The sequence below is a fragment of the Hoeflea sp. YIM 152468 genome (assembly GCF_029210485.1).
Lineage (GTDB): Bacteria > Pseudomonadota > Alphaproteobacteria > Rhizobiales > Rhizobiaceae > Hoeflea.
The window spans coordinates 351,119-364,424 of record NZ_JARGET010000005.1 but is presented as its reverse complement, the minus strand read 5'-3'; the positions used below and the strand labels follow the sequence as shown (position 1 = coordinate 364,424).

The following is a 13,306-nucleotide window of genomic DNA, read 5'->3' as shown; positions in this document are numbered from 1 at the left end:
TTCAATTTTAGCAAGTGTGCTAAATCACTCTCGGGGCCGGCTTGCGGGTCAGCCGGTCTTGCGCGACGGCGACAGTTTGCGGCGGATGTCCTGTGGCGCCGCGCGCTGACCCGAGGCCTGTCTGACCGGTTTGCCATCGCTGAGCGCCGGGACATGCGTTGGTGTGCTGTTGGTGTATCGGTCGGCGCGCTGCCAGACCTTCAAACGGGCGCTGCAACTGTCGCTGTCAAGCTGCTCGATCAGGTCCGTGGCCCGCGTGTATCGGGTTGAGGCCTTGGCAAGGTGCGGAAAGAAACTCTCCAGCGCGGATCTGATCGTGCTTTCGGGGGCACCGAGCCCGATCAGGGCTGTGGCCAATTGCCTGCCGGACAAATCCATCATGATCCGCTCGGCCAGCGCATAGCTGGTTCCCATGGCATCGGCCAGCGCCGTGGCAAACCAGGATTCCTGATCGATCTTGGCATGGCGGGCCAGTTGCGCCAGCCGCACATCGGCAACGCGGCGTTCGGCGCTGGAAGGCCCGGCTGGGTCCGTTGCGGCACTCACGCCGGGCAGGGCGGGCTGGGGCGCATCGGCGGCACCGGATTGGTGGCCGCTGCCCGTTGGACGGCTGAGCGGAGAATCAGGCGCCGGGCTGCGCGATGCCATGGCCCGCAATTGGCTGCGCAGCTTCTCGCTCGGATCGAGCGGCGGCGCGTCAACGGTTGGCCGTTCTGCGACGGCGTGATCGGGCGCAGGTTGTTCAGCCGCGTCCAGTGCGGATTGCGGGATCAGCCCGCGCAGCACCAGCAGCCCATCGACGGACGGATCCTTGAGATCGCGCAAGGCGGCAATCGCCTGCGGCGACAAATCCGAACGGCGTGCGGCGGCCCGTGCATGCGGTGCGCCGTTGGCCATGACTGCACGGATCAAGGCGCTTTCCCTGAGCAGCGGATAGTGAACGATGAAGGGAGCGGCGATGGCAATCGGTTGATTGATCAGCATGTCCGCGACGTCGTCCGGCACCCGCGACAGCCGCGACAAAGTCGCCGAGGCGGTGCGTTGCGTATCGGCGCTGGCAGCCATGTAGAGCGGCAGGAAGAGCCGCGAAAACCGCACCAGATCCTGTCTGGACGGCTTGTCGAGGCATTCCAGGCCGCTGATGGCAGCCATCAACACCGCATCCTTGCGGCGCGCGGCATCGGGACGTTCGAGATCACGAAAATTGTTGGACACGGGCACACCTTACTCAGACGCAACGAGACACTTGCCTCAATTTATCCCCAAACTGTTAGCAAGCTGTTAACCAACTGCTGGCTTGATGCAGATGAATATGGGAGAAGAATGTCAAGCGTAATTCCTGTTCCACTGAGTTGGAGACCAGAGATGACGACAATACTATTCTTTGATACGGACAGATGCCGGCCTTCCAGATGTCAAGCTCCACCAGGCTACCCGGCGGACTATACAGCCAAGGTGCTGATCTTTACCGGCGTCCGCCACGAGCGGCTTGATGCCAACTCGACATCTTATGCATCGCGGCCGCATGAGCCGATGTTTGACGACCCCGTTCCTGCAAAACCGGTTCGCAAGAAGCGGCAGCCACGCAAGAACGGCTGATCCGGAAATTTGACGAGGCCATCGCCAAGCGATGGATCGGACCGCGGATCAATGTCCGCCCGGAAAGTGATCCAACGAAACCTGAAGCAGAGCCATCTTGCGGCAAGCCCCGCAGTTGTCCCGGTCATCAGTCCGTCGCTGCAGCGATTGGCAAACCGTATCGCCCGCGGCGACGACAACAGGGCCGCCCCCTGGCTGCCACCGCCACCCGGACACGATCCAGCATGATCAACACCGCCAGCATGGTGGCGACCCGGTCGAGCCAGCCTGGCAGCGGGCGGCCGGTCAAGGTCGATGAGCGTGGGCAGCAAGGCCATGGAGACCTTCATGATCCTGGGCCGCCGGGGCAGGTTTTCCGCCTCGGTGCTGATCTCAGCAGTCCGCATCCGGGAGGCGAGACAGACGAGTCCGGGCCATTTGATGGCGGCGAAGTCCAGATGCAAGCAGTGAGCGCCGGTCAGCCCGACTCCAAACTCATGGCCTGGCACAGCGCCGTGTCCAGAAACGCCCGTGCGGCCGGTTCATGGCTGGGAGTTGGCGAGATGACACGCAAGGCGACATAGGCTTCGGGCCGTGTCAGTTCCACCAGCACCGCCTGCTCGAGCGCGGGCGGCATGATGCGCCGCAACTGCAGCATTTGCGCCGGTGTGACAAAGGCGATGTTGACGCCGCTGCCGATCGCCGACCGGTCGTTCATCGAATAGGTTTCGTTGGCGGAGCTGTCATAGGCCGACACCGTCCAGATCGGGACATCACCCGAGGCAATGATGCGGATCGGACCGTCGGAAACATCGAAATGGCACACCGCAGTGCGGACATTGGGGTTTTCGTTGTAGAGCCCCGTCGTGTTGGGCTCGTTGGCCAGCGCATAGAAGCGGTTCGAGGCCCCAAGCGCCTTGACCCGGGTCCAGCTGTCGGTGCCGGTCCAAAGCGGCAGCGCCAGAATGATGATGATGTGAATAAAGGCCGCGCCCAACAGGCCGATCGCGATGGCAAGCAGCAGACTACGCATCGCGGCATCCGATCCGCTTAATCGTCGGCATGTCGAGTTCGATCATGCTTGCCGACGCCGCCGCAGGCGTGTCGATCAGGGTCAGCACGAAGCTGATGCCGGCGTCGCTGTCGAGCCTGATCCAGTTGCCCGGGCTGGGATCGGCACTGACCCGGATGGTGAAGGCACCGTCGGAATTGCGCAATGTCGTCCATGAGTTGAGGCTGGTCGGAAACCGTGCGGGGGTATCAAGCGGGGCGCCCCGAGCATCGGTCACCTGCAGAAACCAGAATCGCGTCGGTGGTGTTGTTCCGGAGATGTCGTAGGCACAGCGGCCCGACAGCGCAGCTCCGGCTTCATCGCTGAGCGCGGTGAACACGAGGCCTTCGGCACGGCCGAGCAGGATACGGCCATTGTCAGCGCGATGCGCCTTGGCAAAGGGATCGGCATCGGCCGTTTGCAATTCCGGATAGGCGCTCCACGAGCCGAGCTTGATGGCGCCGAAACCGGAGGTCGCCTTGAGCGTCCATGAGGCGGACATGGCGCCGCCGCCAAAGGCGATCGCCAGTGTGAGCAGAACAAGGACGGGCAAACGGAACACGTGGCGGGACTTCCTTGTTTAGTTCGGACGCGCGACGTGCGACGCGAACCGAGGCAAAGCACAAGACTGTGCCAAAGACCAGTCATCCGGCCTGCAATATCCGTTCATCACGCCCCGCAATTGCCGGCTGATGCGCAGTGGGCCAACCCCGCTTCCCATCACCGTCTTGCCCCATTGCCAAATCGGATGATGAAATATCATCGTTCCACGACAATGGGAACCAGGTCTGACAGGCTGTGCGCCGCAGCCAGACGCTCCGTGGCGCCGAGCGGATTGGCCCGCTGCAATTTTTCGGCAAGATCCCGCAGCACGGCCGTGGTGTCGCGGTTGAGCGATCGGCTGCGTTGCACCGCCGGTAGCGCGTTGCCGTTCGCATCGGTTGAGGATTCGGCGACCAGCGGGCCTGCTTTCGGCTCGGGCAGCGGATTGTCAACGCCGGGGATTGGTCTGAGTTCGATGCCCTGATGCGCATAATCCATCACCCGCTTGAAGGTCATGGCCGGCAGCGAGCCGCCGGTCATCCGGTTGGACGAGGTATAGTCGTCATTGCCGAACCACACCGCAGCCGTGAAATTGCCGGTATAGCCGACGAACCAGGCGTCGCGATAGGCCTGGGTGGTGCCGGTCTTGCCGCCGGTCAACACCCCGTCGACGGCGGCCCGACGCGCTGTGCCGACATAGGGAACGCGGGTCAGCATCTGGTTCATATACATGCCGGCAGTTTCCGACAGCACCCGTTCGGCCGGCGGTTCATCGCGGGCAAAATCATACAACACATCGCCCTTGTAGTTGAGAATCTGCGCAATGCCGTGACGGCGCGATTGCAACCCGCCGGTGGGAAACACCGCAAAGGCGGTGGCCTGATCCAGCACGGTGACTTCCGATGTGCCGATCGGGATGGTGACATCCCGGCGGATCGGGGTCTCGACACCAAACTTCTTTGCCTGCGCCATGATCTGGCCGATCGGATCCTCGCCAAGCTTTTCCTTGGCGAGGCGGACGGGAATGGTGTTGACGGATTTGGCCAGCGCCGTCTTGATGTCGATGCGGCCGCGATAGCCGAGGCTGTAGTTCTTCGGGTTCCAGTTGCCCCAGTGGATCGGCGCGTCGACGATCGTGCTGTCGGGGGTCATGCCCTTTTCCATCGCCAGCGAATAGGTGAACACCTTGAACGAGGACCCGGGCTGCCTGAGCGCGTGCGAGGCGCGGTTGAACTGGCTGGCGCCATAATCGCGGCCACCGACCATGGCCCGCACCGCACCGCCATTCTCGATCAGCACCAGCGCTGCCTGGCTTGCCCGGTACCTCTCGCCATCCTGGCGCAGGCCGGTTTCCACCGCCGCTTCCGCCGCCCGCTGCAGGCCGGGGTCGATGGTGGTCCGGACAATCAGCGAATGCTGCGCGAACGGACCGGCAATGCGCCTGACCTCTTCAAAGGCCCAGTCGAGGAAGTAATCCGGCGCTTCGCGGTTGCCGCGGTCGATCACGTTGGCCGGATTGCGCCGGGCGCCGATGACCTGGCCCTCGGTCATCAGATTGCCCTGCACCAGATTCGACAGCACCTCGTTGGCGCGCGCGCGGGCTGCCGGCAGATTGATGTGCGGCGCGTAACGGGCCGGGGCCTTGAACAGTCCGGCCAGCATGGCGGCTTCGGCGATCGAGACCTCGGTGATGTCCTTGCCGAAATAGAACTGCGCCGCTGCAGCAACGCCAAAGGTGCCGCCGCCCATATAGGCGCGGTCGAGATAGAGCCTGAGAATTTCCTTTTTCGATACATTGGCCTCGAGCCAGAATGCCAGAAAGGCTTCCTTGACCTTGCGCTCGATGGTCCGCTCATTGGTCAAAAACAGGTTCTTGGCCAATTGCTGGGTGATGGTGGAGCCGCCCTGGACCACGGAATTGGCCTTGACGTTTTCGGTCATGGCGCGCGCCAGGCCCAGAAAATCGATGCCGAAATGGTCAAAGAAGCGCCGGTCCTCGGTGGCCAGCACCGCCTTGACGAAGTGGTCGGGCAACTGATCGACCGGGGCCGAATCCTCGTGGATGATGCCGCGATGGCCGATCTCATTGCCGTGGCGGTCGAGGAACGTGACGGCGAAATCATCCCGCGCCTGCCAATTGCCGCTGGTTTCCTCAAACGCCGGCAGCGCCAGCGCCAGCAGCAGCACGAAGCCGGCCGTGCCGATGTTCATGCCTTCGCCGGCGACCTCGAAGACGGCCTTCCAGACCCCGCGGGTGCGGAAGCGGCGAAAGAAGATGGTGATCTCCTCCCAGATCTCGCCCAGGCGGAAACCGGCGTTCCAGATGGTGGAATCAATCCAGGAATCAATGCGCAGCAGAAGGGTGGAACGTTTGCGCGGACGGTGGTTCTGGTTGAACGGATCTTGCACGGGTCTTTGTCCATTGCCGGCGGCGGCGACATCACGTCGCGCATCGGAAGTGCCGCGGTGCATAATATCACCACAGTTTTCGCCCCCTGTGACCTATGCTTTTGGCTCATTTTCAGGCAAAGGACAAGCCGTGCGCGCCACCGGCGGCAGCGCCAACGGAAAAAGGAAGACGGCTATGAGCGCCACCAGCTTCTGGAAAGCCAAGACACTTGAGCAGATGACCCCGGCAGAATGGGAAAGCCTGTGCGACGGCTGCGGCCGCTGCTGCCTCAACAAGCTCGAGGACTGGGACACCGGCGAGATCGCCTGGACCAACATTGCCTGCCGTCTGCTGGATGGCGAGAGCTGCCGCTGCACCGATTACGACAACCGCCAGGCCACGGTTCCCGACTGCATCGGGCTGACCCCGGCTCAGGTTGACACCATCACCTGGCTGCCGCCGACCTGCGGCTACCGGCTGGTGCATGAGGGCGCCGATCTGTACTGGTGGCATCCGCTGGTTTCCGGCGACCCCGAGACGGTGCACGAGGCCGGTGTTTCGGTGCGCGGCCGCACTGTCAGCGAAGCCGATGTGGTGGTCGAAAGCTTCGAGGACTACCTGGTCGACTGGCCCGGCGAAGCGGTCTGATCCGGCCGCTCGATCGGGGCGGGCGAAAAAACCTCATCCGCGGATGGGAACAAAATCGCGCCGGCGGCGTTGGATCCTCGAATTGCCAAACGGAGGATTGCCCTGATGATCAAATGGATCCTGATCCTGCTTATTGTTGCCGCTGTCGCAGGCCTGCTCGGCTTTGGACGGCTGTCCGGCGCGGCGCTGACCGGCGCCAAGGTGCTGATTGCCGTGGTGCTGGTGCTGTTCCTGCTCGCAGTCCTGGGCATTGTCGCCATCGCCTGACGCGACGCCATACCTGTTCCCCCCCCCCCGGCCGAGGCTCACTCCCGGAGCCGAAGCACACCTACCACCGCCGGAGCCAGTCTCTGGCGGTTTTTTTGTGTGGAACGGTCGGGCTTGATTGGCGGCTAAGTGAAAAAGTTATTGTCGTACTTACAACCAACTCTCCGGGTCCCGCCCGCCATAGACGATAGCCACGACCAATATGCCGTAAGCCATTGGCTCAAAAATCAGGATGTAACGGCCTTCGATGAGGACCCGCGCCGTGGGCTCAACTCAGGCCGTGCCGTCCTCATAAGCGCGTTTGAGCCGGTTGTACTGGCCGTATGTATTTGACACATCACTGATTATCAGGAGAAAAATCGCAAACCCAAAAATCTAGGAATATAATCCTTGACGGTGTGACGGAGCTCTGGTAGGGTTATGTCATCGTCACAGAAATGTGCCGGACACGGTGCCGGACAGGAGCGGGTTTCCATAAGGTCCGGACCGGTGTGACGAGGCGGCTATGCCGTTTGAAAATTGATCTTAGCGCCAAGCGCCTCTGGAGTGTCCGGGGCGCTTTTTTGGTGGCCGGATCGGATGCGAATTGTGGACATTGCGAGGCTTTGATGACCGAGACCTGTGGCGGTGCCGGGCGAGTTATGCTGTCGGGACCGGACCGGCCTGCGCCGGCTGTGGGCGAGGCCGGGCTGATTGACCGGTTGATCGATCTGGTGCTGGCGCTGGAGCCGTTCGAGTTCAAGCAGCGCGAGCCCTCCGGCGCGGATGATCCGGCCGGGTCCGAGCAGGCTGGGCCCGAGACGACTGGGCCCGAGGTAGTGGGCGGTGGCGCCGGGCTGTCGGCCGAAAGCACCCGCGAGATGCTCCGGCGGATGCGCGCCGTGCTCGACCGCGAAGCGGCCCGGCTCGGCTGCGACGGGCTGGAAGGCAAGGCGGCGGTCGATCAGGTGGCCTTGATCGCCCGCACGCTGGAAAAGATCGACCAGATGGAGCGGCTGATTGCCGAGGACGAGGCCCGCGCCGCTGCCACAGCCCTGACCGGCGAAGAACGCGACCAACTCAGGCAGACCGTGCGGCAACTGATCCTCGCCGCCGCCGAGCGGCTGGCGGCGCAGCGCCAGGGTCAGGGTCAGGGTCAGGGTGAAGGTGGCGATGAGCCTATTGGCGAGGCAGATGCCGGTGAAGAAGCGGAAGCAGGTGCTACGGGTCGGGACGAGGCTGGATGAAAGCATTTTCATCAGCCCAAGGACGTGGGCTGAAGAGAGTGATTTGACCCGGCAGACGCCGGGTCGCTGGATGCCGGATCGGTGTCCGGCAAGACGGTGGGGTGGGTGCCGGCGTGACGGAGCTGGAGGGGGAGATGACCCGACTCAGAATAATCCCGTGGACTAGGTGGCCGGCAGGAGAGTGACGCATGACAATCCGGTCGATGGCAGCGGCGCTGAAATATGGGGTGTGGACGAGGCCTGGGGCAGGCCATGCAAAGCCAGTCCGTAGCGTCCTGATCTACGCCCCACAGCCACGGCGGGAGTCAAACCCCGGCCATCGGGACCGGGGTGACCCGGTTCCGGATATGCGGGATCCGGATGGCGGTCGAGAGATGTTGAAAAACAACCAGATAGAGCGGTTTGGTGACTCAGTTCCGCATGGCAAGAGTCTCGACATGGCGGACACCGTCGACGAGCTTCTCGCGGCGCATCTGGACCGGCTTGCCGATCCGGCCCTGATCGAGAATGCCACCGCCTGGGAGTTTCTGGCCCGGCCCGAACAATTGCCGCCCGAAGGGGCCTGGCGCACCTGGCTGCTGATGGGCGGGCGCGGCTCGGGCAAGACCCGGGCCGGGGCCGAATGGGTGCACGCATTGGCCTCGGGCGCGATCGCCGGGCTTGGCAGGGATGGCCGCATCGCGCTGGTGGCGGAAACCTTTGGCGATGCCCGCGAGGTGATGATCGACGGGGTGTCGGGCATCCTTGGCGTGGCGCGTGCCGAGCGCCCGAGTTTCGAGGCGACGCGACGGCGGCTGGTCTGGCCGTCAGGCGCGGTGGCGCAGATGTTTTCATCGGAAGATCCCGAAAGCCTGCGCGGACCGCAATTTGATCTCGCCTGGTGCGATGAGCTGGGCAAATGGCGGCATGCCCGCGAGACCTGGGACATGTTGCAATTTGGCCTGCGGCTCGGGACAGCGCCACGGCAACTGGTGACGACGACGCCACGGGCGACGCCGCTGATGCTGGCCCTGGTGAAAGACCCGGCCACGCGGGTGACGCGGATCAGCACCGGCGACAATGCGGCCAATCTGGCGGCGGGGTTTCTCGAGGCGATCCGGGCGCGCTATGGCGGCACCCGGCTGGGGCGGCAGGAACTTGACGGCGAGCTGATTGCCGACCGCGAGGACGGGTTGTGGCGGCGCGACCAGCTCGAGGCGCTCGTGGTGCGCAAACACGGCCTGCTTGCCCGCATCGTGGTCGCGGTCGATCCGCCGACGGCGAGCGCCGCCCGCTATTCCTGCTGCGGCATCATCGCCGCGGGCCTTGACGCCGATGGCCGCGCCGTGGTGCTGGCCGATGGCTCGGTCGAGGGCGCAAGCCCGACCCGCTGGGCCGAAGCGACAGCGCGGCTTTACCGCCGCTTCGATGCCGATTGCGTGGTGGCCGAAATCAACCAGGGCGGCGACATGGTGACCAGCGTGCTCAGGACCGTCGAGCCGGCGCTGCCGGTGCGGCAGGTGCGGGCGACGCGCGGAAAGTGGCTGCGCGCCGAACCGGTGGCGGCACTCTATGAGCAGGGAAGGGTGGTCCATGCCGGCCACTTTGGCGCACTGGAAGACCAGATGTGCGATTTCGGCCCCGATGGATTGTCCTCGGGCCGCTCGCCCGACCGGCTCGACGCGCTGGTCTGGGCGCTGACCGAGTTGCTGCTCGGCCGCAGAAGCGAACCGCAGGTGCGGCATCTTTGATGTTGGCGCGATCCAATGATTCCGTCATGCCGGACCCCGATCCGGCATCCAGCCAGCCCAAGTCCTTGGGTTGATAAGAGTCTTCTGACCCGGCGGAGGCCGGGTCGCTGGATCCCGGATCAAGTCCGGGAAGACGGGAAAATACCCACACCCCGCCCGGGCAGCCGAGGCGGTTTTTTGATTCCGGACACCGAAAGGGCAACTCAATGGCATTTGGATTTCGGCTTCCCTGGACCCGCGCGGCGCGAGACCGCGCACCTGCCGCCAAGAGCTGGCTGCCCGGCGCGATTGCGGCGCTGGCCGGTGACGCGGGCGCAAGCTGGAGCGGGCGCTCTTACCCGGCCATTGCGCGGGAAGGCTTCATGCGCAATCCGGTGGCGCACAGGGCAACGCGGATGATCGCCGAGGCGGCTGCCTCGGTGCCCTGGCTGGTGTTTGACGGCGGCCGCGAACAGGAGCGGCATCCGGTGCTGGATCTGCTGGGCCGGCCTGACCCGAATGGCGCCGGCGCCGGCTTTTTTGAAACGCTCTATGGCCACCTTGTGCTTTCGGGCAATGCCTGGATCAATCCGGTCAACGCCGGTGGAAGAGTGGCCGGGCTGCAATTGCTCAGGCCGGACCGGATGCGGGTGATCACCGGACCGGACGGCTGGCCCACCGCCTATGAACATCAGGCCGGCGGCCGGCGGCAGCGCTTCGGTGTGAGCCCGGAAGACGGGCCGGGGCTCTTGCATCTGAAACTGTTTCATCCGCTCGATGACCATTTGGGCTTCGCGCCGCTGGAGGCAGCGCTGATGGCGCTCGATCTGCACAATGCGGCAATGAACTGGAACAAGGCGCTGCTGGACAATTCCGCCCGGCCATCCGGCGCGCTGGTCTATCAGCCGAAAGACGGCGGCAATCTGACACCGGAGCAATATGAGCGGCTGAAAGCCGAGCTTGAAGAAGGCTATCAGGGCGCCCGCCGCGCCGGCCGGCCGATGCTGCTTGAAGGCGGGCTCGACTGGAAGGCGATGGGACTGACGCCGCGCGACATGGATTTCGTCGAGGCGAGGAACGGCGCGGCCCGCGACATCGCCCTGGCGCTGGGTGTGCCGCCGATGCTTCTGGGCATTCCCGGCGACCTGACCTACGCCAATTACCAGGAGGCCAACCGGGCCTTCTGCCGCCTCACCGTGCTGCCGCTGGTGGCCCGCACGGCGCAAGCCCTGACCGCCTGGCTGCAGCCAGTCCACGGCGCCGGGCTGAAGATCGACTATGACGCCGACCGGCTGCCGGGGCTTTCTGCCGAACGCGACGGGCTGTGGGCGCGGGTCGGTGCGGCTGATTTCCTGACCGATGAGGAAAAGCGGGAAGCTGTGGGATATCAGCGTGTTGCGGACTGAACCGGATTCAAGACCGCAAGCAGTTGAATCAATCTGCGAGGCGGGGATGACCGCCGGAGGTGACGCGATGGCGAATATCGATCCCGATCCTGCAATGGCCGCCGCCCGCATTGCCGGCGCTTTGGCCGGAGCGTTGGTTTCGCTGGTCTACATGATGCCCAAGGGCGTGCGTGAGGCTGCGGCCCGCGCCATCGCCGGTGTCGTGTGCGGCCTGGTGTTTGGTGGCCCGGTTGGTGTGGCGCTGGGACAATGGATGGGGGTGAGGGGGATGCTGTCACCCTCCGAAAGCTTGCTGACCGGATCGGCCGCCGCCAGCATGAGCGCCTGGTGGGCGCTCGGCGCACTGGCCCGGATTGCCGATAGGACCGGGCGGGGGAAGGATATCCCAGACTAGCTCTCACGGCCTCTCGATTTGGCAGGGCGGCCGCGAAGGGTCTGCCTCCCCTCAAGCGGGAGGGCTTAGAAGCCCTGACGGGGCAACATCGACTTCAAGAACAGCAAGGATAAAACCATGACAAGCGACTGGAGCGCATCCGGACGGCAGCACAAGCGCGTCGATCTGGCACTGGAGGACGTCAGCGGCGACGGCAGTTTTGCGGGCTATGCCAGCCTGTTCGGCGCGGTTGACCTGGGGCGCGACGTGATCGAGCCCGGCGCCTTCGCCGCTTCGCTCAAGCGCCGCGGCGCCGGTGACGTGCGCATGCTCTACCAGCACGACCCGGATCAGCCGATTGGCCGCTGGCTGTCGATCCGCGAGGATCAACGCGGGCTGCATGTGGAAGGCAAGCTGGCTCTCGGCGTGGCTCGCGCCCGCGAAGTCCATGCGCTGATGAAGTCCGGCGCACTCGACGGGCTGTCGATCGGATTCCAGACGCTGCGCGCCCGCAACGAGGCCAAGGCCGGAGTGCGGCGAATCCTCAGCGCCGATCTCTGGGAGATCTCGGTGGTGACGTTTCCGATGCAGCCGGGCGCGCGGGTGACCGCCGTCAAGGCAGCGGGAAAGTTGCCTCTGGCCCCGGTGCTGACGGTACGCGAACTTGAACGCCGGCTCACGCGGGATGCGGGGCTGAGCCGACGCTAGGCGCGCGGGCTGATCGCCCGTGGCTACGGCGCGCTTTCGGACAGGCAGGACGCTGGCCCGGAGGATCTCAAACGCCTGGAGCAGCAGCTGCGCACTTTGACCCGTGCGCTGACTTGCAGTTCCCGGCCTACCGAACCCACCCTGTTGAAAGGACATCCCATGACTTCGCATTGCAAAACCCAGCCTGCGCCGGAAACCAAGAGCGTCGACGCTGATGTTTCCGCCGCTTTCGAGGACTTCCTGTCCGCGTTTGAGCACTACAAGCAATCCAATGACGAGCGGCTGGCCGAGATCGAGCGGCGCGGCGGCGCTGATGTGATCACCGACGAGAAGATGGCGCGCATCGATACAGCTCTCGATGAGCAGAAACGTGCGCTTGATGCGCTGCTGGTCAAACGCGCCCGTCCCGACCTTGGGCGCGGCAACGGCGCTGCGCCCAGCCCGGTTCGCCAGGCCTTTGACGCCTATGTCCGGCGCGGCGACGAGGCCGGGCTGCGCCAGGCGGAGCTGAAGGCGATGTCGGCGGGCAGCGATGCCGACGGCGGCTACCTGGTGCCCGACGAGCTCGACAGTGACATCGGCAGGCGACTGTCGGAGCTGTCACCGATCCGCTCGATTGCCACGGTGCGGCAGGTCTCCGGCGCAGTGCTGAAAAAGCCCTTTGCCCTGGACGGCATGGCCACCGGCTGGGTCGGCGAAACCGACGCACGGCCGCAGACGGCGGCGCCGCAACTGGCCGAGCTGCAGTTTCCGACCATGGAGCTTTACGCCATGCCGGCCGCCACCGCTTCGCTGGTCGAGGACGCAGCGCTCGACATCGAGGGCTGGATCGCCGCCGAAGTCGAGGCCGCCTTTGCCGAGCAGGAGGGGGCGGCGTTTGTGGCGGGCGACGGGGCCAACAAGCCGCGCGGCTTCCTCGATTACCCCAGCGTTGCCGACGCCAGCTGGAGCTGGGGCAATCTCGGCCATATTGCCACCGGGGCCGCGGGTGCGTTTGGCGTCGATCCGTCGGACCGGCTGGTCGAACTGATCTATGCGCTGAAGGCCGGACATCGTCAGAACGGGCGGTTTGTGATGAACCGCAAGACCCAAAGCCAGATCCGCAAGTTCAAGGATGCCGATGGCAATTATCTCTGGATGCCACCGGCCGGCGCGGGGCAGCAGGCCTCGCTGATGGGCTTCCCGGTGGTCGAGGCCGAGGATATGCCCGACATCGCCGCCGACGCTGCCTCGGTCGCTTTCGGTGACTTCCGCCGTGGCTATCTGGTGGTCGACCGCACCGGGGTGCGCATCCTGCGCGATCCCTATTCGGCCAAGCCCTTTGTGCTGTTTTACACCACCAAGCGTGTCGGTGGCGGGGTGCAGAATTTCGAGGCGATCAAGCTGCTGAAATTCGCCGCCTGACGGA

At 64.7% G+C, this 13,306-nt stretch carries 12 protein-coding genes and 1 pseudogene; 9 read left to right on the top strand and 4 right to left on the bottom strand.

The features are described from left to right. Positions 1-48: 48 nt before the first annotated feature. Positions 49-1,215: a DUF2336 domain-containing protein gene (locus tag PZ897_RS03795; RefSeq protein WP_275750081.1), complete on the bottom strand. Its 1,167-nt coding sequence runs from the start codon at positions 1,213-1,215 to the stop codon at positions 49-51. 150 nt (positions 1,216-1,365) lie between these two features. Here PZ897_RS03795 and PZ897_RS03790 point away from each other — a divergent pair, with 150 nt between their 5' ends. Next, positions 1,366-1,599, top strand: a complete 234-nt coding sequence (locus PZ897_RS03790; RefSeq protein ID WP_275750079.1) for a hypothetical protein — start codon at positions 1,366-1,368, stop codon at positions 1,597-1,599. 457 nt (positions 1,600-2,056) lie between these two features. Here the strand turns inward: PZ897_RS03790 and PZ897_RS03785 are convergent, their stop codons facing one another. The 3 genes from PZ897_RS03785 to PZ897_RS03775 all read right to left on the bottom strand — a co-directional run bounded on the left by PZ897_RS03785 (position 2,057) and on the right by PZ897_RS03775 (position 5,644). Next, on the bottom strand, positions 2,057-2,611 hold the full coding sequence (locus tag PZ897_RS03785) for a DUF1254 domain-containing protein (RefSeq protein WP_275750077.1): 555 nt from the start codon (positions 2,609-2,611) through the stop codon (positions 2,057-2,059). Further along, positions 2,604-3,191, bottom strand: a complete 588-nt coding sequence (locus tag PZ897_RS03780) for a DUF1214 domain-containing protein (RefSeq protein ID WP_275750075.1) — start codon at positions 3,189-3,191, stop codon at positions 2,604-2,606. The genes PZ897_RS03785 and PZ897_RS03780 overlap by 8 nt, the downstream gene beginning before the upstream one ends. Positions 3,192-3,388: 197 nt before the next feature. Continuing rightward, positions 3,389-5,644 carry a PBP1A family penicillin-binding protein gene (locus tag PZ897_RS03775; protein ID WP_275750073.1) on the bottom strand — a complete coding sequence of 752 codons (2,256 nt, stop codon included), beginning with the start codon at positions 5,642-5,644 and terminating at the stop codon, positions 3,389-3,391. Between the two features lie 112 nt (positions 5,645-5,756). On the opposite strand from PZ897_RS03775, the gene PZ897_RS03770 reads away from it, so the two are divergent. The 8 genes and pseudogenes from PZ897_RS03770 to PZ897_RS03735 all read left to right on the top strand — a co-directional run bounded on the left by PZ897_RS03770 (position 5,757) and on the right by PZ897_RS03735 (position 13,302). Beyond that, positions 5,757-6,209 (top strand): YcgN family cysteine cluster protein, encoded by a 453-nt coding sequence (locus tag PZ897_RS03770; RefSeq protein WP_275750071.1) that lies wholly within the window; start codon positions 5,757-5,759, stop codon positions 6,207-6,209. 105 nt (positions 6,210-6,314) lie between these two features. Further along, the gene (locus PZ897_RS03765; RefSeq protein ID WP_275750070.1) at positions 6,315-6,476 is read left to right on the top strand and encodes a DUF1328 family protein; all 162 of its coding nucleotides are present in this window, start codon (positions 6,315-6,317) and stop codon (positions 6,474-6,476) included. A gap of 608 nt (positions 6,477-7,084) precedes the next feature. Then, the gene (locus PZ897_RS03760; protein WP_275750068.1) at positions 7,085-7,702 is read left to right on the top strand and encodes a hypothetical protein; all 618 of its coding nucleotides are present in this window, start codon (positions 7,085-7,087) and stop codon (positions 7,700-7,702) included. 437 nt (positions 7,703-8,139) lie between these two features. Then, positions 8,140-9,432 carry a terminase family protein gene (locus PZ897_RS03755; protein ID WP_275750066.1) on the top strand — a complete coding sequence of 431 codons (1,293 nt, stop codon included), beginning with the start codon at positions 8,140-8,142 and terminating at the stop codon, positions 9,430-9,432. A gap of 206 nt (positions 9,433-9,638) precedes the next feature. After that, positions 9,639-10,817, top strand: coding sequence for a phage portal protein (locus tag PZ897_RS03750; RefSeq protein WP_275750065.1), 1,179 nt, complete (start codon positions 9,639-9,641; stop codon positions 10,815-10,817). 67 nt (positions 10,818-10,884) lie between these two features. Further along, positions 10,885-11,211, top strand: coding sequence for a DUF6107 family protein (locus tag PZ897_RS03745; protein WP_275750064.1), 327 nt, complete (start codon positions 10,885-10,887; stop codon positions 11,209-11,211). Positions 11,212-11,328: 117 nt separating this feature from the next. Next, positions 11,329-11,895 (top strand): annotated as a pseudogene (locus PZ897_RS03740) (HK97 family phage prohead protease); the annotation flags it as partial. 162 nt (positions 11,896-12,057) lie between these two features. Continuing rightward, positions 12,058-13,302: a phage major capsid protein gene (locus PZ897_RS03735; RefSeq protein ID WP_275750062.1), complete on the top strand. Its 1,245-nt coding sequence runs from the start codon at positions 12,058-12,060 to the stop codon at positions 13,300-13,302. The last annotated feature ends 4 nt before the right edge of the window (positions 13,303-13,306 follow it).